This is a genomic window from Hyphomicrobium sp. B1 (assembly GCF_049532635.1).
Lineage (GTDB): Bacteria > Pseudomonadota > Alphaproteobacteria > Rhizobiales > Hyphomicrobiaceae > Hyphomicrobium_B.
The window spans coordinates 2,123,461-2,144,626 of record NZ_CP134871.1 but is presented as its reverse complement, the minus strand read 5'-3'; the positions used below and the strand labels follow the sequence as shown (position 1 = coordinate 2,144,626).

General features: G+C 63.3%; 16 protein-coding genes and 3 pseudogenes. 5 read left to right on the top strand and 14 right to left on the bottom strand.

The features are described from left to right. Window positions 1-39: 39 nt before the first annotated feature. From phaZ to RLW55_RS10280, 4 genes are all read right to left on the bottom strand, one after another. Complete coding sequence (gene phaZ, locus RLW55_RS10295; RefSeq protein ID WP_414463675.1) at window positions 40-1,176, bottom strand: polyhydroxyalkanoate depolymerase; 1,137 nt, start codon at window positions 1,174-1,176, stop codon at window positions 40-42. A 102-nt stretch (window positions 1,177-1,278) separates the two neighbouring features. Further along, window positions 1,279-1,407 (bottom strand): hypothetical protein, encoded by a 129-nt coding sequence (locus RLW55_RS10290; protein WP_281380669.1) that lies wholly within the window; start codon window positions 1,405-1,407, stop codon window positions 1,279-1,281. Window positions 1,408-1,414: 7 nt separating this feature from the next. Continuing rightward, window positions 1,415-3,205 (bottom strand): PHA/PHB synthase family protein, encoded by a 1,791-nt coding sequence (locus RLW55_RS10285; RefSeq protein ID WP_414463676.1) that lies wholly within the window; start codon window positions 3,203-3,205, stop codon window positions 1,415-1,417. Further along, complete coding sequence (locus RLW55_RS10280) at window positions 3,202-3,795, bottom strand: TetR/AcrR family transcriptional regulator (protein ID WP_414463677.1); 594 nt, start codon at window positions 3,793-3,795, stop codon at window positions 3,202-3,204. Before RLW55_RS10280 ends, RLW55_RS10285 begins: the two co-directional genes overlap by 4 nt. A 147-nt stretch (window positions 3,796-3,942) precedes the next feature. On the opposite strand from RLW55_RS10280, the gene RLW55_RS10275 reads away from it, so the two are divergent. Together RLW55_RS10275 and RLW55_RS10270 are read left to right on the top strand one after the other, a co-directional pair. After that, the gene (locus tag RLW55_RS10275; RefSeq protein ID WP_414463678.1) at window positions 3,943-4,275 is read left to right on the top strand and encodes a phasin family protein; all 333 of its coding nucleotides are present in this window, start codon (window positions 3,943-3,945) and stop codon (window positions 4,273-4,275) included. A 509-nt stretch (window positions 4,276-4,784) separates the two neighbouring features. Beyond that, on the top strand, window positions 4,785-7,319 hold the full coding sequence (locus RLW55_RS10270; protein ID WP_414463679.1) for a cation-translocating P-type ATPase: 2,535 nt from the start codon (window positions 4,785-4,787) through the stop codon (window positions 7,317-7,319). 20 nt (window positions 7,320-7,339) lie between these two features. Here RLW55_RS10270 and RLW55_RS10265 read toward each other — a convergent pair whose 3' ends face one another. From RLW55_RS10265 to RLW55_RS10240, 6 genes and pseudogenes are all read right to left on the bottom strand, one after another. After that, complete coding sequence (locus tag RLW55_RS10265; RefSeq protein ID WP_414463680.1) at window positions 7,340-8,566, bottom strand: MFS transporter; 1,227 nt, start codon at window positions 8,564-8,566, stop codon at window positions 7,340-7,342. A gap of 126 nt (window positions 8,567-8,692) precedes the next feature. After that, window positions 8,693-9,805 (bottom strand): ABC transporter permease, encoded by a 1,113-nt coding sequence (locus RLW55_RS10260; protein ID WP_414463681.1) that lies wholly within the window; start codon window positions 9,803-9,805, stop codon window positions 8,693-8,695. A 3-nt stretch (window positions 9,806-9,808) separates the two neighbouring features. Continuing rightward, window positions 9,809-12,607, bottom strand: coding sequence for a ribosome-associated ATPase/putative transporter RbbA (rbbA, locus tag RLW55_RS10255; protein WP_414463682.1), 2,799 nt, complete (start codon window positions 12,605-12,607; stop codon window positions 9,809-9,811). After that, a complete protein-coding gene (locus tag RLW55_RS10250; RefSeq protein ID WP_414463683.1) occupies window positions 12,604-13,674 on the bottom strand; it encodes an HlyD family secretion protein in 1,071 nt (356 codons plus the stop codon). Before RLW55_RS10250 ends, rbbA begins: the two co-directional genes overlap by 4 nt. Window positions 13,675-13,786: 112 nt before the next feature. Then, window positions 13,787-13,921 (bottom strand): annotated as a pseudogene (locus tag RLW55_RS10245) (IS3 family transposase); the annotation flags it as partial. A gap of 85 nt (window positions 13,922-14,006) precedes the next feature. After that, the gene (locus tag RLW55_RS10240; RefSeq protein ID WP_423416365.1) at window positions 14,007-14,249 is read right to left on the bottom strand and encodes a hypothetical protein; all 243 of its coding nucleotides are present in this window, start codon (window positions 14,247-14,249) and stop codon (window positions 14,007-14,009) included. A 264-nt stretch (window positions 14,250-14,513) separates the two neighbouring features. Here RLW55_RS10240 and RLW55_RS10235 point away from each other — a divergent pair, with 264 nt between their 5' ends. Next, entirely contained in the window at window positions 14,514-16,583 is a 2,070-nt protein-coding gene (locus tag RLW55_RS10235) for a recombinase family protein (protein ID WP_414463685.1), read from the top strand. A gap of 130 nt (window positions 16,584-16,713) precedes the next feature. Here the strand turns inward: RLW55_RS10235 and RLW55_RS10230 are convergent. Continuing rightward, window positions 16,714-16,980: pseudogene (locus RLW55_RS10230) on the bottom strand (IS3 family transposase); the annotation flags it as partial. A gap of 319 nt (window positions 16,981-17,299) precedes the next feature. Between RLW55_RS10230 and RLW55_RS10225 the strand changes: the two are divergent. Then, a pseudogene (locus tag RLW55_RS10225) lies at window positions 17,300-17,581 on the top strand (DNA polymerase IV); the annotation flags it as partial. Window positions 17,582-17,591: 10 nt separating this feature from the next. Here the strand turns inward: RLW55_RS10225 and RLW55_RS10220 are convergent. Beyond that, window positions 17,592-18,352 (bottom strand): IS5 family transposase gene (locus tag RLW55_RS10220; protein WP_414463687.1). Its coding sequence is split into 2 segments (ribosomal slippage): window positions 17,592-18,013 and window positions 18,013-18,352, totalling 762 coding nucleotides; the frame shifts between segments, so codons are not numbered across the junction. A 172-nt stretch (window positions 18,353-18,524) separates the two neighbouring features. Then, window positions 18,525-19,484: an IS5 family transposase gene (locus RLW55_RS10215; protein ID WP_414463669.1), complete on the bottom strand. Its 960-nt coding sequence runs from the start codon at window positions 19,482-19,484 to the stop codon at window positions 18,525-18,527. A gap of 119 nt (window positions 19,485-19,603) precedes the next feature. Here RLW55_RS10215 and RLW55_RS10210 point away from each other — a divergent pair. After that, window positions 19,604-20,364 (top strand): IS5 family transposase gene (locus RLW55_RS10210; RefSeq protein ID WP_414463686.1). Its coding sequence is split into 2 segments (ribosomal slippage): window positions 19,604-19,960 and window positions 19,963-20,364, totalling 759 coding nucleotides; the frame shifts between segments, so codons are not numbered across the junction. Window positions 20,365-20,517: 153 nt separating this feature from the next. Here RLW55_RS10210 and RLW55_RS10205 read toward each other — a convergent pair. Further along, window positions 20,518-21,006, bottom strand: coding sequence for an FUSC family protein (locus RLW55_RS10205; protein WP_414463688.1), 489 nt, complete (start codon window positions 21,004-21,006; stop codon window positions 20,518-20,520). Window positions 21,007-21,166: the final 160 nt, after the last annotated feature.

Genomic DNA, 21,166 nt, shown 5'->3' with positions numbered 1-21,166 from the left:
GGTCTGGAATCTCGTGCAGCACGTGCGTGGCCAATGGACTCAATTTCCATTCTCCCGAATGAAGCGGCTAATATGCGGAAGAACCTCCTTTCGCCAGCGGCAGCCGAAGAACAGCCCGAGATGGCCCGCGTGCGTGCAGAGCAAATGGCCACGCCGTTCGGAGGGTATCCCCGCACAGAGATCATGGGCGATCTGCGTTTGACCCGGTCCCGAAATGTCGTCCATCCCGCCTTCGATGGTCAGTAGCGCGGTCTTCGTGATTCGTTCAGGAGCGATCTTCGTGCCCCGCCACGCCAACCGGCCTTCTGCCAGGGCGGCCTGGTGGAACACCTGGGCAACCGTATCCAGGAAGAATTCCGCCGACACATCGTCAATCGAGAAGAAAAGCCTGAAGAACGGATGGCCCAAGGCATCGCTGCCGTCGTCGTGAAGAAACTTAGCGAGAAGCTCGCCGCCGCTCGCGCAATGACGGAAACAATAGGTCGAAAGCATCATCAGCTCGGTGCTGCCCGGATAGACGTGTCGGCCATGCCCTCGCCGGGAGGCGGGGACAGTAGCGATGACATAATTCTTGAACCATGCCAGAGGCAGACTGCGTGTCAGAAGATCGGTGCGGGTCGGGCTGATGCGCGTGTCGAGCTTGCCGCCCAGCAGCGTCAGCGTCGCGGGCCGCACTGGGTCCTCCGCGAGGATCGCCGCCGCCGCCAGCGCCGGCAAGGCGGACTGGCAAAGTCCGATCACATGGGTCGCGCCGCCGAGATACTGGATCATCTCGACGACATAGGTGATGTTGTCTTCGAGGCCGAACGGACCGTCTCGGGCGGAAACGTCTGCAGCGTCTTTCCAGGCAAGACAATAGACGTCGTGGCGGGGCAGCATTCCAAGGATCATGTCGTAGAGGATTTCCGCCCTCATGCCCGAGAGAGGCGCGACGACGAGTATCGGAGGCCTTCGTCCGGTCAGATCCGCCTCGAAATGCAGAAGGCGGCCAAATGGCTTTTCGATCACGCCCTGCTCTCGTATGCTTACTGGCCTTCCATCGATCACCATATGGTCGATACCGATGCTTGGGCCGGGCGGTAAGTCGTTTTGCGATGCGAGACCACCGATGTGCGCCGGAGGGCGACCCGAGCGTGGGGCTTGTTCCTCTTCCGCAGGGTACTTCTTATGCGGCACTGGAAGGCGCCCCCGTATAGGTCAATCTCAAATCCTTCCACAGTTGCCCGTATATTGGATGCTCACTTCCGATCGCCGGGAATCGGCAGCCCAGCACCCGCTTCACATCACATCTCCCGATACCGCCTCGAACCGGTCGACGTCGTTGCATTCGGCGGCGCGCACCGGAGACGCTGCATCCCCAGGCTGCAGCGCATCGAGGGTGTGATTGGTGAGGAAATCCTGGGTCATCACACCCTCATCGCCGCAAGACGTAACTGCCCGGCGTGTCCTCGAGCGGCGGATAGCCCTCGTCTGAAGCGCCCATGCTGGGAGGCGACACGGTTTCCGGAGAGGAGTGGGCGCCGAGCCACTGCGTCCATTCAATCCACCAGGAGCCGTCCTTCCGCTCCGCCGCGAGCAGCCATTCCTCTGGACCGAGATCGAAGTCGGCGACGCGCTTCGTGGCGACACGGAAGCGGCGCCGGGGATGGCCGGGCTCGCTGACGATGCCGGCATTGTGGCCGCCGCTCGTCAGGACGAAGGTGACGTCGGTGTCGGCGAGCTGGTGGACCTTATAGACAGACCGCCACGGCGCGACATGGTCGTGCTCGGTGCCCACGACGAACATGGGCGCACGGATGTTCTGGGGAACAGCGGGACGGCCGTCGACCATGAAGCGGCCGGCTACCAGCTCGTTGTCGAGATAGAGGCGGCGCAGGTATTCGGAATGCATCCGATAGGGCATGCGGGTGGAATCCGCGTTCCAAGCCATGAGATCGATCATGGGCGCACGCTCACCCATCAGATACTCGCGCACGTGACGCGACCAGATGAGGTCGTTGGTGCGCAAGAGCTGGAAGGCCCCGGCCATCTGATCGGCGGACAGATAGCCCCTGTTCCACATCATGCTGTTGAGGAAATGCATCTGGCTGTGGTCGATGAAAAGCGCGAGTTCGCCGGGCTCGGTGAAATCGATCTGGGCAGCGAGCAGAGTCACCGAGGCGAGCCGGTCGTCGCCCGCCCGTCCCATGGCGGCGGCGGCGATCGTCAGCAACGTCCCGCCGAGGCAGTAACCGGTGGCGTGGATCTTCCGATTGGGAACGATGGCGTTGACGGCGTCGAGGGCGGCCATGACGCCCATGCGCCTGTAGTCGTCCATGGTGAGGTCGCGGTCGGCGGCGTCCGGATTGCGCCAGGAGACGCAGAAGACGGTGTGGCCATTCTTCACCAAGTAGCGGACCAGCGAATTCTCCGGCGAGAGATCGAGGATGTAGTACTTCATGATCCAGGCCGGGACGATCAGGACTGGCTCCGCCCGGACTTTGTCGGTCGTCGGGGCGTACTGGATCAACTCGATCAGGTGGTTGCGGTAGACGACCTTGCCGGGCGTGACGGCAACATCCTTGCCGGGAATGAAGCCGTCGGTTCCAACCGGCGGCTGGTTGGTGGCCGTGCGGGTGGCGTCCTCGACGAAGTTGCGCCAGCCCTGGATGAAATTCGCACCACAGGTTTCGAACGCCTTGGCGACAACCTCAGGATTGGTGAGCGGATGGTTCGAGGGTGAGAACAGGTCGAGCAGTTGGCGGGTGACGAAGGAGACGACGTGCTCGTGGTGCGGTGTGACGCCGGGCACCTCGTGGGTCACGTTGTGCCACCATTGCTGATTGAGCAGGAACGCCTGGGCGAAGGCGGCGTAGGGCTGCTTCTTCCAGCCCTCCGCCGCAAACCGATAATCCCCCGGCAGCGGCTCGATGCACGGCGGCGTATCGGAATGGGAGCTGGCCGCGGCGAGGTAGCCGAGGAAGCGGGCTGCCTTGCGCGCCGCCTTGCTGACGAGCTCAGCGCGCTTGCCCGGGGCCGCCGCCAGATGAATTGACCAGTCGAAAAAGGCGAGCGCGAGGGAGGCCGGGGAAAAGCCGACCGTGACCTGGGCGACGACCACGTCGCTCATGCGGTCGATAGCGCGAAACCCCTCGCTGCCGACGCTCTCTTCACCGACCGCGACAACCGCCGTCAAAGGCTTTGTGGTGGAGGCTGCTGCTGTCATCGGTCGTCTCCCTCGGCCGCGCGCGCGGCCACATCATAGGGACGGGCGCCGATCAGAACCTTGAGCAGTTGGATGGTGAGCTGCTGGACCTCACCATCCTCGGTATCGAGCAGCGGCTCGACCGTGAGGACCTCCCTGAGGACACCGATCCCCAGGAGCACGGCGGCGATCATCGCGGCGCGCCGCGCGGAGGACGGATAGGTCATCTTTGAAATTGGCTCGATGAAATCGGTCAGAGCGCTGTCGTGCAGGATCCAGGAGGCTTCACGGCTGCTCAGCGAGCGCATGAGGATATCGAGCGGCCTGACCTCGTCGTTGTCATGCATCGCCTGACGAACAAGAATCTCGGCCGAGAGCTTGGCGGCCAGCAGGCCCGGCGGACCGCCAAGGAAACGTTCCGGGCGTCTCGTTGCGCAGACAGCCTCGGCGAAGAGCAGTTCCTTCGAGCCGAAGGAGCAGTGCACATGGGCGACATCGATACCGACATCGGCGGCGATCGCCCTGAGCGATGTGTCTTCATACCGCAGGATCGCCTCCTCGAGGATCTGCTCGCGCTTGGCTGCTGCGGCGCCGGCGGTGGGTCGGGCCATGAGAAACTAGAAACTCCAGAAACTAGAAACTCCAGGGTTTTTTTATCATATTTTTGGTCAACGCGCGTTGCGATAAATCAATGACGACCGGCGCCTTGATAATAAAATAATGGTGTTAACCACTTTTCTTGAAAGGATTGCCTCGTCATGGCGACCGAAACGACACCGCCGAAAAGCCAAACGGCCGCATCCAATCCCCTATTCGCGTCTCTGGGCAATACAGACTGGGTAAAACTCTGGAGCGACGCGCCGGCAAAGATTTACGCCGACGGATGGGGGAAGGTTCTGGGCCTAGCCGCAGACAGGCTGCAGGATCAGGCAACTTACCTGAGACAGGTCTCCCAGTGCACCGATCCCGCTGAAGCGTTTAAGCTGAATGTCGCGTTTGCGCAGCAGTCGGTGTCGCATCTGCTGGAGGACGGAACGAAGATATTCGACGGCATCCGCACCAGCATCGCAGCGGGTGCACCGGGCAAATAATATCTGGCTTGGCCTCTTCAAAGGCCTGCCGGCCGAGCGGGCGATAACCTTCCGCCCACTCTAACCTGTCAGCCTGCATCGCCTTCACCATCTCGAAGGCCATTGGTAGACTCTCAATCGTCGCAGCCCGCTGTGACATGGAGGGCTCCCCTCGTGAGCTTTGACAGCCACATTTGGAGTACCCCTTCTTGCCTCTGACACAGAACGGTACCTTGCCGCTGCTTGTGGTCGAATTGCGCTCGCCCAGGCCTACCGGACAGCGCTCCGCCGCGTGCTTGTCTCCGAGATTCGGAGGCATCGCCTTTCGGGCCGCTTCGGATGAACAAGCTCGCCGGTGCTTTGCTGTTGCCTACGGCCATCCTGACTCTCGACGCAATGCGGGCGATCTTCTACAGGCTAGTGTCGGAATGAGATCGATTTACCGGGCATCAATCGTTTCAAGTCAGCACCCCGAACGCAGCTCCTCTCGACCGGCGGCGCCATCCCGATACATCAAGGAGGCAGTCATCGTGCGGGATGATTTGGAAGGACTGACAAGCGGCGAAGCGCGATCCCGTCTCGCGGCAGAAGGCTACAATGAGCTGCCGCGCGCTGGACATCGATCGCTGCCGCGCATGGCCTTCGAAATCGTGCGCGAGCCAATGTTCGGTCTGCTCATCGGCTCTGGTATCATCTACCTCCTGCTCGGCGACCGCGTCGAGGCGCTGATGCTTCTCGTCTTCGCGTCGATTTCGGTCATCATCGCCATCGTGCAGGAGAGCCGTAGCGAGCGCGTGCTCGAGGCGCTGCGGGATCTCACCAGCCCGCGTGCGCTCGTGATTCGCGACGGCGAGCGACAGCGGATCCCAGGCCGCGAAGTGGTTCGCGGCGATATCATCGTCCTCGGCGAAGGCGACCGGGTGCCTGCGGACGCGCGCCTCATGGCAGCGACCGACGTGCAGGCCGACGAGTCGCTCCTGACTGGTGAATCGGCGCCAGTCCGCAAAGTCGTGGCCGGCGATGACGTCCGTGCCGCGCGGCCAGGCGGTGACGATTTGCCTTTCGTCTTCTCTGGCACCCTTGTGGTGCGCGGCCAGGGACTGGCGCGGGTCCAAGCCACGGGGCCGCGCAGCGAGATCGGCCAGATCGGTCAGGCGCTGGAGGCGATCGACAGCGCGCCACCCCGCCTGACTCAGGAAACCCGCCGGCTGGTGCGTGTCTTTGCCATCTTCGGTCTCGCGGCCTGTGCCTTGACCGTCCTCCTCTACGGTCTGTGGCGCGGGTCCTGGCTCGAGGCGCTTCTCGCAGGCATCGCGCTCGGTATGTCGATGCTGCCCGAGGAGTTTCCCCTCGTCCTGACCGTGTTCACTGTCATGGGCGCGTGGCGGATATCGCGGGCGCGCGTGCTCACCCGCCGCGCCGCGGCCATAGAGACCCTTGGAGCGGCAACGGTCCTGTGCACCGACAAGACCGGTACGCTGACTGAGAACCGCATGTCGATCATCTGTCTCGTTGCCGGCGATGAGATGCTCCGTCTCGAGCCCGGACGGGAGTCGATGTTGCCGGACAGGTTCCGGCGCCTCGTCGACTGGGGCCAGCTCGCAAGCGCTCCCGATCCGTTCGATCCGATGGAGAGGGCGTTTCATGCCTTGGCCGCGCAGGCGGGCAGCAGCGAAGGCAACGGGGAGGACAAACAAGAACTCGTGCACCGCTATGGTCTACGCCCGGATCTGCTCGCGGTGACACAGGTCTGGAAGGTTTCCGGGACGGACGATTGCAAGGTCGCCGCAAAGGGTGCGCCGGAGGCGATTGCCGCGCTTTGCCGGCTCGATCAGGAAGCGCTCGGCGCGCTCGCCCGCGACGTCGACCGGATGGCCGCCGAGGGCATGCGGGTCCTCGCGGTGGCGGAGGCGCGCTTTCGCGGCGAGAAGTGGCCCGCATCGCCGAAAGGGTTCGCGTTCACTTGTCTGGGCCTTGTCGGGCTTGCCGACCCGCTGCGGCCATCAGTGCTGGAGGCCGTGAAAGAATGCCGCTCGGCTGGTATCCGCGTCATCATGATCACGGGAGACTATCCCGCGACGGCTCTGGCGATCGCCAATAAGGCTGGTTTCGCCGCCGACACCGTCGTCACCGGCGATGACCTTGAGGCGATGAGCGATGCGGAACTGAACCGGCGGGTGGCCTCGGTCTCCGTATTCGCCCGTACCATGCCGGCGCAGAAGCTGCGGATTGTCCGCGCGCTCAAGGCGACGGGGGCCATCGTCGCAATGACGGGCGACGGGGTCAACGATGCCCCCTCGCTCAAGGCCGCCGATATCGGCATCGCCATGGGCGGCCGCGGCACCGATGTGGCGCGGGAAGCCGCCGCGCTCGTCCTGCTCGACGATGATTTCGGCTCGATCGTCAAGACCGTCCGTCTCGGCCGGCGCATCTACGACAATCTGCGCAAGGCGATGGGCTATATCCTCGCCGTGCATGTGCCGATCGCCGGTCTGGCGCTGCTGCCACTGCTGACCGGCCTGCCCATCATCTTCTCGCCGATCCACATCGCCTTTCTCGAGATGATCATCGATCCCGTTTGCTCGTTGGTCTTCGAGGCGGAAAAGGAGGAGACGGACATCATGAGCCGGCCGCCGCGCGCGGCGACGAGCCGTCTGTTCTCGTCGGGGCTCGTGCTCTGGAGCCTGCTGCAGGGCGTTCTCGCCTTCGCAGCCGTTGCCGCACTCTATCTGCTGGCGCTGCGGCGCGGCATGCCGGCGGGGGATGTGCGTGCGCTCACCTTCGTGTCGCTCGTGCTGGCCAATCTGGGACTGGTGCTGGTCAACCGCTCCTTCGACAGCTCGGTGCGCGGGGCGCTCCGGTGGGACAATCGCGCGCTGTGGTGGGTGAGCGCCGTGGCCGGCGTCCTGCTGGGCACTGCCCTGGCATGGGCGCCGGCGCGCGATCTTTTTCGCTTCGGGCCGCTGCATGCCGATGATCTCGCCGTCGCGTTCGGCACCGCCATAGGTCTGGTTGTCGTCCTGGAGATCCTGAAGCGATCCTGGCGCGGGTGGCTGACGGCTTGAGTTTCGGGGCGAGGGGCACGTCAATCCTTGCTCGGGTCAGGGGAGGTGCTGCTGGCCCAGCGTTGCGACAGGCCGAAAGCGATCAACGCAACCACGGCGAACCCCGCGCCGGCCAGAAAGGTCGCGGCCGGACCGTAGGCGTCCCACAAGCCGCCGGCGATGACGCTGGCGATCAGCATGGCGATGCCTCCGGCGAAGTTGAACACGCCGAACGCCGTCCCGCGAAGATCCTCCGGGGCGGTGTCGGCCACCAGGCTCGCGAACAACCCCTGCGTGAGCGCCATGTGCAGCCCCCAGAAGACGACGCCGATCATGACGAGCGAAATGCCCGTGCCGAGCGCGAGGATGAGGTCGGCGACGATCAGGCAGACGATACCGACCGCGAGCAATCCACCTCTTCCGATCCGGTCGGAGAGCACGCCGGCCGGATAGGCGCCAAGTGCGTAGACGATGTTCATCACCACCATGACGGTGGGCACCAGCGCGATCGGCAGACCGACATTCTGGGAACGCAGGATAAGGAATGCCTCGGAGAACCGGGCAAGGGTAAGGATGGTGGCGACGCCGACCACGGCCCAGAACTGGCCGGACAGGCGTTTCGCATCCACGAGGCGGAGCCTCGGCTTGGCGTCGGCTTCATGCCGAGCGGGCTCGCGAACTGCAAATATCATCACCGCGAGCGAGATGAAGGCCGGAATGACCGCGATCCAGAACACGAAGCGAAAATTGTCGGAGCTGAGCGCCATCAGGACGATCGCGGCGAGCGGCCCGACAAAGGCCCCGATCGTGTCAAGAGCCTGACGCAAGCCGAAGCCCGCGCCCCGCAGTTCCTCCGGTGCAAGATCGGCGATGAGCGCATCCCTGGGGGCATCGCGGACGCCCTTGCCAATACGATCGATGAAGCGCGCTGCGACCACCCAGCCGACGCTGGCAGCCAGCGGGAAGATCGGCTTGGTGAAAGCGGCGAGGCCATAGCCGAGGGCTGTCAGCAGCTTGCGCTTGCCGAGCCAGTCGGAGAGCGCGCCGGAGAATATCTTGGTGATGTTCGCGGTTGCCTCGGCGATGCCTTCGATGAAGCCGACCGTCAACGTCGATGTGCCGAGCATGGTTACGAGATAGATCGGAAGCAGCGTGTGAATCATCTCCGACGAGATGTCCATGAACATGCTGACAAATCCGAGCGCCCAGATGCCACCGGGGAGTCGGGCGTGTGATTTTGAGCCTGCAGGAGGTGTTTCAATCGTCATTGCCCTCTACTCCGGATCGATGCTTAGCTGCGAGAGCGTCGGTTCGTTCGAGCCTCGAAGGAGCTTATCCGAGGTGTCCACCTGTGCGGGCGAAGATCAGTTCATGCTGACCGATGGGTGCGGTGCTCACCGCAGGAAGGCTCTGAAGCGCTGGAGGGCGAAGAAGAACAGGATTGTTCCGATGGCGACGAGGGCTAGCAACTGGGGCCAGACCACGTCGAGCCCGGCTCCCCGGAACAGGATGGCCTGGGCCAGCATCACGAAATGGGTGTTGGGGGCCGCGAACATGATGATCTGAATGATCTCCGGCATGCTCTCACGCGGAGTGACGCCGCCGGAGAGCACCTGCAGGGGCAGTAGCACCATCATCAGCAGCAGGCCGAACTGCGGCATGGAACCGGCGACCGTCGCCAGGAAGATGCCCAGCGATGTGGTGGCGAAGAGCTGGAGGGCGGCGCCTGCCAGGAACAAGGCGAGGGAGCCCTGGATGGGCACGGCGAGAAGGCCCTGCACGACCACTGTCAGGGAAAAGGCGGACGCCACCAGCACCACGAGGCCCATGGACCAGATCTTGCTCGCCATGATCTCGGTGGGCGTTACCGGCATTACCAGGAGATGCTCGATGGTGCCGTGCTCGCGCTCGCGGATCAGGGCGGCGCCAGTCAGGACGATGGAGAGCATCGTGATGGACGAGATGATGTTGGTGATGGCTCCGAACCAGCTCTTGTTCAGTTCGGCGTTGAAACGGGCGCGTAGCACGAGGTCCACCGGCACGGTGTCGGCACGGCGATAGCGGTTGAGGAACTCGTTCACCTCACCGGTGACGATGGACTGGATGTATCCGGCGCCGGTGAAGGCCTGGGACATGCGGGTGGCGTCGATGTTGAGCTGGATTGTGGGCGACCGACCGGCCAGGAGATCGCGCTGGAAGTCGGGCGGGATGTCGAGGGCGAACGTATCGATGCCCGCATCCATACGGGCATCCATTTCCTGCTGCGTGATGAGTTGCGGCGGGGTGAAATAGGGTGGGTAGAACGCCGTGGAGATGCGCACCGACACCGGCGACTGGTCCTCGTCCACGATGCCGATGGCGGCCCGGTTCAGGGTTTCCGGCATCGCCCTGGACGCCGTGTAGATCGACAGCGTGAAAGCATAGACGATCAGGAACAGCAGCATCGGGTCGCGGACGAGGCCGCGCAGTTCCTTGATGCCGAGCTGGAGGACGTTGGCGGCGCGCATGGCTCACGTCGCCTGTTTCTTGAGGAGCAGCGTTCCCAGGCCCAGAAGCACCGGCACGGTGATCAGCAGCGGCACGAACGCGCTCCACAGATCGGCGAAGCCCAGGGCTTTCGAGAAGGTGCCGCGGGAGATGACTACGAAATAGGTGGTGGGGTAGATCGTCCCGATGAACTTCCCCAGCCCCTCGAGCGAGGAGACCGGATCGATCATCCCGGAATATTGCACCGCGGGAATGAGCGTGATGAGCGATGTGCCGAAGATGGCGGCGATCTGGCTGCTCATGAAGGTGGAGATGACGAGCCCCATCCCGGTCGCGATGATGACGTAGAGCAGGGCGCCGAAGGTGAAGGTGAGGAAGCTGCCAGTGAAGGGAACCTGGAAGATGAAGACGGCGACGGCCGCCAGCATCAGGAAGTTCAGCATGGCAAGGCCCACATAGGGCAGCTGCTTGCCGACGAGGAATTCCGGCCGCGTCACCGGCGTGACATAGAAGTTGATGATCGATCCCAGTTCCTTCTCGCGCACGACACTCAGCACCGCCAGCATGGCCGGGATCATCATCAGGAGCAGCGGGATCACCGCCGGCGCCATGGCGACCAGGCTCTCGACGCCCGGATTGTAGCGGTAGCGGAACTGCAGCTGGAAATCCCCGGCCGCAGCGGCCTTGCCGTAGAGTTCGCGCGCCTTCTGGGTGAGCCAGGCCGCGTGGATGCCCTGAACGTAGCCTTGCACCGTCTCCGCCCGGGTGGGCATGGCGCCGTCGATCCAGGCGGCGATCTGCACCTTGCGTCCGTATGCCGCGTCGCGCGCAAAGCCGGGGGGAATCTCGATGGCGAGGCTGAGCTCGCCGGCGCGCATGCGCCGATCGAGGTCATCGTAATCGGTTATGGGCGCCTTCTGGGTGAAATAGCGCGAGCCGGCGATCTGCAGCACGTAGTCGCGGCTCACCGTGGTGTCATCGCGATCGAGTACCGCGAAGGACAGGTTCTCCACGTCCATGTTGATGCCGTAGCCCACCACGAACATCAGCAGCACGCTGCCCAGGAGGGCGAGGGTCGCGCGGATCGGATCCCGCCTGAGCTCCAGAGCCTCACGCCGGGTATAGGCGTACATGCGGCGCAAGCTGAAGGTGGGCTTGCCATGTGAGGCCACTTGGCCGGCCCATTCCTCCACGAGGTCGCGTGTCGCGGGCGCCGTCTGCGGCTCCTCCGCCGGCGCGGCAGGAGCCGCCTTGGCGCCGATGGCGTCTTCCAGATAGGCGATGAAGGCTTCTTCGAGATCCTTGGCGCCGCGCTTCTCGATGATCGCCGCCGGACGGTCGCTGACCAGCACCTTGCCAGCATGCATCAGCGAGATGCGGTCACACAGCTCCGCCTCGTTCATGAAGTGGGTCGAGACGAAAATGGTCACGTTGTCCTTGCGCGACAGGTCCGAGAGGATCTGCCAGAAGCTGTCGCGGGCGATCGGGTCGACGCCGGACGTGGGTTCGTCGAGGATCAGCAGGTCGGGCGCGTGGATCATGGCTACCGCCAGCGACAGGCGCTGGCGAATACCGAGCGGCATGGCGTCCGGCAGCGTGTCGGTGACGTCGGCAAGATCGAACCGCTTCACCATGTCGGCGATCCGATCGGGAATGGCATCGGTGGCCAGGCCGAACAGGCGCGCATGCAGGTCGAGATTCTGCCGCACCGTCAGTTCGGAGTAGAGCGAGAAAGCCTGGGACATGTAGCCGACGCGCCGTCGCACCGCCATGTCGTCAGGATCCACCTCCTGACCGAACAGATGTGCTCGTCCTTCGGTCGCCGCCAGCAGGCCGGTGAGCATCTTCATGGTGGTGGTCTTGCCGCAGCCGTTGGAGCCGAGGAAGCCGAAGATCTCGCCGCGGCCGATGCGGAAGCTCACGTCGTCCACCGCGGTGAAGTCGCCGAAGCGCATGGTCAGATGTTCGGCCTCGATGGCAATCTCCCCGTCGGCGCCCTCCGGGCGGGGCGGAATGATTACCTCCTGGTGCCCAGCGCGCTTTGCTTCCGGAAGCAAGGCTATGAAAGCCGCATCGAGATTGGTGGCTCCGGTCTTCGCCAGGAGATCCGCGGGCGTGCCGGTGGCGAGCACCCGCCCGGCGTCCATGGCCACCAGCCAGTCGAAGCGGGCGGCCTCCTCCATGTAGGCGGTGGCGACGATCACGCTCATGCCCGGCCGGCCGCCGCGGATGGTATCGATCAGCTCCCAGAACTGGCGCCGCGACAAAGGATCGACGCCGGTGGTGGGCTCGTCGAGGATCAGGAGATCGGGATCATGGATCAAGGCGCAGCACAGCCCGAGCTTCTGCTTCATGCCCCCGGAGAGCTTGCCGGCGAGGCGATCGACGAACGGGGCGAGCCCGGTACTCTCCAGCAATTCGCGGATGCGGCGCTCCCGCTCGGTCCGGTCGTGCCCGAACAGGCGGCCAAAGAAATCGACGTTCTCGAACACCGACAGGGTGGGGTAGAGATTCTTGCCCAGGCCCTGGGGCATGTAGGCGATCCGCGGGCAGGTGGCGCGCCGGTGGCGAGCGTCGGCCATATCGCCGCCCAGCACCACCATGTGTCCCTGCTGAATGACCCGCGCTCCGGCGATCAGCGACAGGAGGCTCGACTTGCCGACGCCATCCGGCCCGATGAGCCCGACCATGCGACCGGCGGGAATATCGAGACTCACCGCACCCAGCGCCCGGGTTTTGCCGTAGACAAGAGACAGAGCCCGGATCGACACCACCAGCGGGATGGGAGGAACCGGCGGACCTGCGTCTCCGATGGGGCTCATTGCAGCAGTCCCTGTTGCAGACGGGAAGGCCATTTCGCGCTGGGATCGAGCCGCACATAGGCCATACCGGGCAGCCCGGTCTTCACCTGGTGGATGTATTTTTTCAGCAGCTCCGGCGGGATCTGCGCCTTGATCCGGAACATGAGCTTGAGGCGCTCTTCCTCCGTCTCCACCGTTTTCGGGGTGAACTGCGCGACGTCCGCCACGAAGGTGACCTTGGCGGGGATGACGTATTGGGGCGCGGCATCCAGCACGAGGCGCACGTCCGTGCTGAGGCCGATCCTACCCGCTTGGGCGGTGGGCAGGAAGAAGGTCATGTAGACATCGCCGAGATCGACGAGGTTCAGCACCCGCCCCCCGGCCGAGAGCACCTCGCCCGGCTGGGCGACACGATATTGGACGCGTCCCGCGCGCGGTGATTTCAGGACGCCGTCATTGATGTCGGCGGTGATGCTGTCTATGGCCGCGCGCGCCGCGTCCACCGCCGCTTCCGCATCTACTATCAGCGCTTTGGCAGAGCTGATCCCGGCCTCGCTGGCGGCGAGCTGGGCCTCTGCCGCCGCCACGGCGGCCTTGGCGCCTTCGGCGCTCGCCCGGTCATTGTCGAACACCTGCTGGGACACGATATTGGTCTTCACAAGCTCGCTCGATCGCGCGAGCTTGCGATCAGCGGCGTCGAGCTCGGCGTTGCGCTGGGCGATGGTGGCGACGGCGGCGCGCCGCTCGGCCTCCCGCTGGGTGACGAGGCTCTTGGCGGTGTCGATACCGATCAAGGCCCGCTGGAGCTGCGCCTGCGCCTGCCGACGCTGGGCCTCGAGCTGCTCCATATCCATATGGCCGAGCACCTGGCCCGCCTCGACGAAGTCGCCTTCGTTCACCAGGATGTCCTTGATGCGGCCGGCGATCTTGGTGGAGACGTCGATCTCGGTCGCCTCGATGCGTCCGTTGCCGCTGGCGATACCGTCGGGCAGACTTTTGTTGAAGAACCTCTGCCACCCCCAATACCCTCCCCCGGCCACGATCGCAGCGAGGACGGCAAAAATCAGAAGCTTCCGTGTCGAGGTCATGGGGGCGGGGGGCTCTCGTTGAAATTGGGGCTCGTAAACGGCGTGGAATCTTAGCAGCCTCCGGCGCGCCCGTCCCTACTGGCCAGACCCATGAGGTGATCCAGTTTGGATGTTAATGCATCGTCGGCCTTGGCTTCAATGCTGGAGTGGCCGGCGAAGCTGGTTCGGGTTGCGTAGCCGGCCATTGCAGGGCCTCCGGAGCCGGCGGCCTGTAGTGGAGCGATGAGTGTGGCCGGACGGTGTTGTACAACAAGATTTAAGAACGCCCACGGGACCGTTTTTCGAGAAGTGCTTTATCATTGGCATCCATGGTTCGGGATGCGAGTGGCGATTCACGAGGCGGTCGACAAGGCCGATGACGTCGTCTTCCGCTGCACGTTGAGCGGCTCAGCGACGGACCGGTGGCTGGAAGTGCCGGCCTGGATGTTCGACCGGGTGAGGTGCTTCGATCCGACGCGGCTGAGCGCATCGCCCTTTGTCAGCATGGATGCGCTGTCGGCGCTGTCCGATCTTCTGCGGCAGGCATTGAAGCCGCCGCTGCCGTCATCGAATGCGTCGCATTCTGGCGCATCCATATCCTCTCACGATCAGAATCGGGGAGAGGCCCATGACCATGCGAAGCCCGGTGCAACCGCCAGCGATGCCGGCCGACCGGCGAAGGCTTCAGCAAAGCGATCGCTGCCAGCAGATCGACCTATTCGACGGCGTAACGCCGACGCAGATACCGGCATGGCAGGACCTGCCGCAGGAGACGCGGGATACGCTGACCAGCCTGATGGCGCGGCTGATCCTGGAGCACGCTCAGATCAGCGGCCCGGCCGTGCGGATGGAGGCCGGTCATGATCACTGGCAAGGTCCGGCCGCATCACCTGGAGCGCAAGGCGCTACTTTATGTGCGGCAATCCTCGGCCCATCAGGTGCTGCACAACCGCGAGAGCAGCGCGCTGCAGTACGCCATGCGAGACCGCCTGACGGCGCTCGGCTGGTCGGAGATCGAGGTCATTGATGACGATCTTGGCCGTTCCGCCGCCGGCGGCGTGCAGCGCACTGGCTTCGAGCGCATGGTTGCCGAAGTCTGCCTCGGCAAGGTCGGCGCCGTCTGCGCACGCGAGGTCTCGCGCTTCGCCCGCAACAGCCGGGACTGGCAACAGCTGATCGAGATGTGTCGCGTGGTCGACACCGTGCTGGTCGATCAGGAGACGATCTATGCGCCGAGACAAGGGAATGACCGGCTGCTCCTGGGCTTGAAGGGCAGCCTCAACGAATACGAACTCGATCTCCTACGCCAGCGCTCACTGTCCGCCCGCTACGAGAAGGCGCGCCGAGGGGAGCTTGTCGTCAGCGCGCCGGTAGGCTTCGTGAAGGCCGGCGACCGCTACGAGAAGGATCCAGACCGGCGTGTGCAGGAGGCGATCACGCTGGTCTTCGACAAGGTGCAGGAGCTTGGCAGCGCGCGGCAGGCGCTGTGCTGGTTCCATGAGCACGATCTTGATTTGCCGGTGAAGCAGAACAACGGGGACACGACCTGGCGGCGTCCCAACTACGCCACCATCCACCGGATGATCGACAATCCGATCTACGGTGGGGCCTATGCCTATGGTAAGACTGCCGCAGCATCGGGATACAGCGCCGATGGCGTCAGCGTGAAGGTCCGTCGCAAAGCGCGGACTGATTGGCTGGCGCTGATGCCGAATGCGCACGAAGGATACGTAAGCTGGGAGAGGGCGGAAGCGATCCGCAAAATGGTCAGCAGCAACGTTCCCACCGGCCGGCATCACGGCGCGCCCAAGCATGGCGACGCGCTCCTTGCCGGGCTGATCCGCTGCAAGCGCTGCGGGCGCAAGCTGACGCTGAAGTACACAGGCGCCAAGCACGGCATCCCACGCTACAGCTGCAGCCGAGCCTGGATGGACAATGGCGCCCCTCACTGCATCGCCTTCGGCGGTCTGCGTGTTGACGATGCCATCGAGAATGCGTTGCTGACTGTGGTGGGTCCCGGCGCGATCGCCGCCGCCACGGCCGCCGAGAAGGAGGCCGGCCAGCGGCGGGATCAGGTGCGCGAGGCCCTCGGCCGCGACCTCGAAGCGACGCGCTACGCCGCTGACCGCGCCTTCAGGCAATACGATGCTGCCGATCCAGCCAATCGGCTGGTCACGGGCGAACTGGAGGCGCGCTGGAACAGGGCGCTCACGCATGTGGCGGAGGTCGAAGCCAAGATCGCGGCGCATGATGCAGCCACGCCCGTTGCCGCCATCGATCCTCTCGCGCTCGGTCTGCTGGCGTCGAACCTCAAGACCGTCTGGTCTGCACCAGCGACCGATGCGCGGCTGAAGAAGCGCATCGTGCGCACCATCATCCATGAGGTGGTGGCCGATATCGACGATGCAGCCGCCGAGATCGTTCTCGTCGTTCACTGGATTGGCGGTGTGCACAGCGAGATGCGCCTGCCCAAGCGTCGCCGCGGTCAACGGAACAGCACATCCGCCGATGTGACCACCGCCGTGCGCCAGCTCGTGCTCATCGCCAATGACGACCTGATCGCAGGCATCCTCAACCGCAATGGTCTGAAGACCGGCAATGGCAACCGATGGACCCGCGAGCGCGTAACATCGATGCGCTCGAACTATCGCATCCCGGTGTTCAAGCCCGCCGAGGATGGGATTGAGCCATGGCTCAACCTGAGTAACGCCGCGAAGCTTCTGCAGATTGCGCCCAAGACGCTGCGGCTTGCTGCGGAAGCCGGAGAGATCGAGGCAATCCATCCTCTTCCTGACGGACCGTGGATCTTCGCCCGCACCGCGCTCACGACATCAGCCGCCCGATCAATCATCGAACGGGCACGACAGAACCCGAGATACCCCACGGGATCGCATCCCGGCCAACAAAGCCTCTTCTCTTCAATCACATAGCAAGATGGGTGTTCTGATGCGCGGTTGTAGTGGCGTCTCCAACTCTCGATGATGATCCTGGCCTCTTTAAGAGTGTCCATTCGCGCAGTGCCTTGGCGATGAACTCGGGGCCGTAGTCAGACCGAATGTGGCGTCGCCAGATCCGTTCAACCCGCTTGTCATTCACGAGCCAGCCCGCATCTCTCAGCAATGCGGCGATCTTGCGATAGCCGTAACGGCCATATTGGCGGGCCAGTTCGATAATGTCGGCGGTCAGCCGCTCTTCATCGTCGCGGCCGATCGGCACCTTGCGTTGCGTCGAGCGATGCTGACCGAGCGCCGCACAGGCGCGACGCTCGGAGACGTGGAGTTCGTGTCGAACATGCTCAATGCAAACGCGTCGGCGTGCGGGGCTTAGATGGGGTATTCGGGCTCCCCCTCGCCCCGCCGCCGATTGTGGCGTGAGATGGCAGCTCCGACATTCCATATTGAAGGAGCCGTCATGTCACTGTTTGCTGGTCTCGAATATCTCGGTGAAGACGACCGCTATTTGTGTCCTCGACGCGAATGGTCAGATTCTCCTCGAAACGACGGTTGAGAGCGCTCCGGACGCTATTGCCGAACGGCTGCGCGAACTCGATCAACCGTTTGAGCGCGTCGGGTTGGAGGCCGGACCACTATCCCAATGGATTTATGCAGGCCTCGTTGAGATGGGTCTTGCCGCGATCTGTGTCGAGACCCGACAGATCCGGGAAATCTTCGCCGAATATACGCCGGTCTTTGAGCCGCTCTCCCTCGACGAGGCCTATCTCGACGTGACGGAAAACTTGCGTGGCCTGCCCACGGCTGCCGATACTGCCACCGAAATTCGCTCTAGGATCTTCTCCGAGACCGGCCTCACGGCTTCAGCGGGCGTTTCCTACAACAAGTTTTTGGCCAAGCTCGCCTCCGATATGCGCAAGCCCAATGGCCAGTTCGTCATTCCACCCCAGCGCGGAGCAGAATTCATTGAAGCTCTAGGGTCCAGACTCAATTGAGCCAATATGCGACGAGAGCGGCGAGATGAACAGCGGCCAAGAAATTCCGGGCGAGCTTGTCATATCGCGTGGCGATGCGGCGGAAGTCCTTAAGCCTGCAAAAGCAGCGTTCGATGACATTTCGGCCTTTGTAGGCGCGTTTGTTGAAGCGATGGATGACGACACGGTTAGATTTATTGGGGATTACGGGCTTGGCGCCGCGACGAACGATTTCGCCGCGAAAGTTGTCGCCGTCATACCCTTTGTCGGCGAGGAGCGCGCGCATGGGTGGCGCGAGCGCCAGGACATCGGGCGCCGCAGCGATATCGGCATCCTGGCCTGGAGTCAGATGCAGGACGACCGGCCGGCAGAGCGGATCGCTCAGCGCATGGATTTTTGTCGTGCGGCCTCCGCGCGAGCGGCCAATTGCTTGGTTGTGCTCCCCCCTTTTCCGCCGGAGGCACACCGGTGAGCTTTAATCGAGGTCGAGTCGAGCGACAGCACAACGCCGTCTTCGCCAGGCTTGGCCAGCGCTTCGAAGATTGCGCACCATCGTCCTCGCTTGGCCCAGCGATTGAAGCGATTGTAGATCGTCGTGTAAGGGCCGTATTCACGCGGACAATCGCGCCATCGTGCACCCGATTGCAGCATGTGAATGATGCCGCTGATGATGCGCCGATCGTCGTCCCGATCCGGCCCCGTCAGTCCCGTCGGCAGATGCGGTTCGATACGCGCCCATTGCCTGTCATTCAGCCAAAACACACCAGCGCGCATTCTCTCGCCCCCGAATCAAAAACACGTAGGCAAGAGAATCACGTGGCGCTATTTAGGGAACCTCTGAATAGCACGCTCGGCCAGGGGCGGCAGTGACGTTCATCGCGCTTTTTGGGGGCGTTCGAGCAGCTGGCAGATGCCGCTACGGCGCCGTTCGGCCCGCATTCCTCGCTCAAGCAGACGCAAGTCGACTGCGAGCGAGGTAGAGATTGGCGAGCGCGAAGAGCGCGAACACCTGTGCGCCGTTCTTGGCGATGCCGCGGTAGCGCACTTTGCGATAGCCGAACTGGCATTTCAGGACACGGAAGACGTGCTCGACCTTTGCGCGCACCTTGCCGAAGCGGCGGTTCCTCGCGCGCTGGCGCTGCGTGAGATCGCGGCCGGGCTTCGCCTTCTCCTTCACCGCCCAGAGCACACCGGCGTCTTCGGCAGCGCGCTTCTTCTCCTCACTCGCGTAGCCTTTGTCGCCGTAGACCGCGGTGTCGTCCTCGCGGATCAGGTTGGCCATCACCTTCGCATCGTGAACCTTGCCCGTCGTCACGCCGGCCGTGTGCACGAGCCCGCTTTCCGCATCGACGCCGATGTGCGCCTTCATGCCGAAGTACCACTGGTTTCCCTTCTTCGACGATGACATGGCGGGATCGCGCTTCTGCTCCTTGTTCTTCGTCGAGGATGAGGCGGCGATCAGCGTCGCGTCGACGATGGTGCCGCCGCGCAGCAACTCGCCCTTGGCCGCGAGGTGCTCGGCCACGCTCTCGAAGATCGCCTTCGTCAGCTCGTGCCGTTCGAGCAGATGGCGGAAGTTGAGGATCGTCGTCTCGTCGGGGATCGCATCGCGGCCGAGTTCGAGACCGGCGAACGCGCGCATCGATTGGATGTCGTAAAGCGTCTCCTCGGCGCCAGGGTCGGAGAGGTTGTACCACTGCTGCAGGCAGTAGATGCGCAGCATCGTCGGCAGCGGGAACGGGCGGCGCCCGCCCTGCGGGCCAAGCTTGGGATAGTGCGGCTCGATCAGCGCTTCGAGCTGGGCCCACGGCACCACGGCCGACATCTCGGCCAGGAATACATCTCGCTTCGTGCGCTTCTTCTTCGCTGCAAACTCGAGCGATGCAAAGCTCAACTGGTCAGCCATCCGTTGCCCCCTCGAATCAATGACCTCAGTGTGCCATGGCCGAGCGTGCTATTCAGAGGTTCCCTAAATAGCGCCACGTGATTCTCTTGCCTACGTGTTTTTGATTCGGGGGCGAGAGAATGCGCGCTGGTGTGTTTTGGCTGAATGACAGGCAATGGGCGCGTATCGAACCGCATCTGCCGACGGGACTGACGGGGCCGGATCGGGACGACGATCGGCGCATCATCAGCGGCATCATTCACATGCTGCAATCGGGTGCACGATGGCGCGATTGTCCGCGTGAATACGGCCCTTACACGACGATCTACAATCGCTTCAATCGCTGGGCCAAGCGAGGACGATGGTGCGCAATCTTCGAAGCGCTGGCCAAGCCTGGCGAAGACGGCGTTGTGCTGTCGCTCGACTCGACCTCGATTAAAGCTCACCGGTGTGCCTCCGGCGGAAAAGGGGGGAGCACAACCAAGCAATTGGCCGCTCGCGCGGAGGCCGCACGACAAAAATCCATGCGCTGAGCGATCCGCTCTGCCGGCCGGTCGTCCTGCATCTGACTCCAGGCCAGGATGCCGATATCGCTGCGGCGCCCGATGTCCTGGCGCTCGCGCCACCCATGCGCGCGCTCCTCGCCGACAAAGGGTATGACGGCGACAACTTTCGCGGCGAAATCGTTCGTCGCGGCGCCAAGCCCGTAATCCCCAATAAATCTAACCGTGTCGTCATCCATCGCTTCAACAAACGCGCCTACAAAGGCCGAAATGTCATCGAACGCTGCTTTTGCAGGCTTAAGGACTTCCGCCGCATCGCCACGCGATATGACAAGCTCGCCCGGAATTTCTTGGCCGCTGTTCATCTCGCCGCTCTCGTCGCATATTGGCTCAATTGAGTCTGGACCCTAGAGCGGTTTTCGCTTGATTGGGGCACGCGACGCTTGACTTTGCTTGATGTAGACTCCTTCGGAAGTCGTAGCGCGGCCCCCTTTAGGCGTGAGAGTTTGAGTGGATTGCCAACAGAAGCTTACCAAAAAAATGTCGGCATTTTAAAATCTTGTGGGTGAAAATCCAAAAGCGAGCGTAACCGCCAAGATAGCGACCTTCATTTCCTCGACACGCGAAATCGTGGCCATGAAGATGTTGCCGGGATCGTCGAGGTAGGGAACGCTGATGACTGCCGCGCTGAACCCAGCCATTTGAAACAAAAACGCGCGCGGCGTCCGGTCGGAGACAGCAAGATAAATGCAAATCCCTGTCCAGGTTCCGAGGTCGAGGACGAGAAGCTCAGCGGTCCCTCTCGAAAAGGCTCCTGCCGTCGCGTTGACATAAACTGCGCATCCAACAAGCCTTGGCGGCCAGTGTTGATGGCTTCCATGTCCGGAGTTATTCAGAATGTGTTGCAAAACCCGTCTGCTCGGGCGCGACCACTCAGATTTGATTTTTGAGCGGCCTTTCTGTTCCGCCCTCGCTCCAGAGCGGCCGCATCGACTTATGCGCACCAACTCCTGACGCCACCGGACGTTTACGCGGCACATGCCGTCGTGGCTCGGGGCGGCGATCGGCAGAGCAGCTTCGCCAGTCGCCTCAAATTCTGCGCCGTCGCTGTGAGCAGCACCTCGTCCTGTAAAAGCCGGAGCAATACTACCTCGCAGAAGCGGCTGATTTGTTCGGCTGCGCCGGACTAAAAGTGCGGCA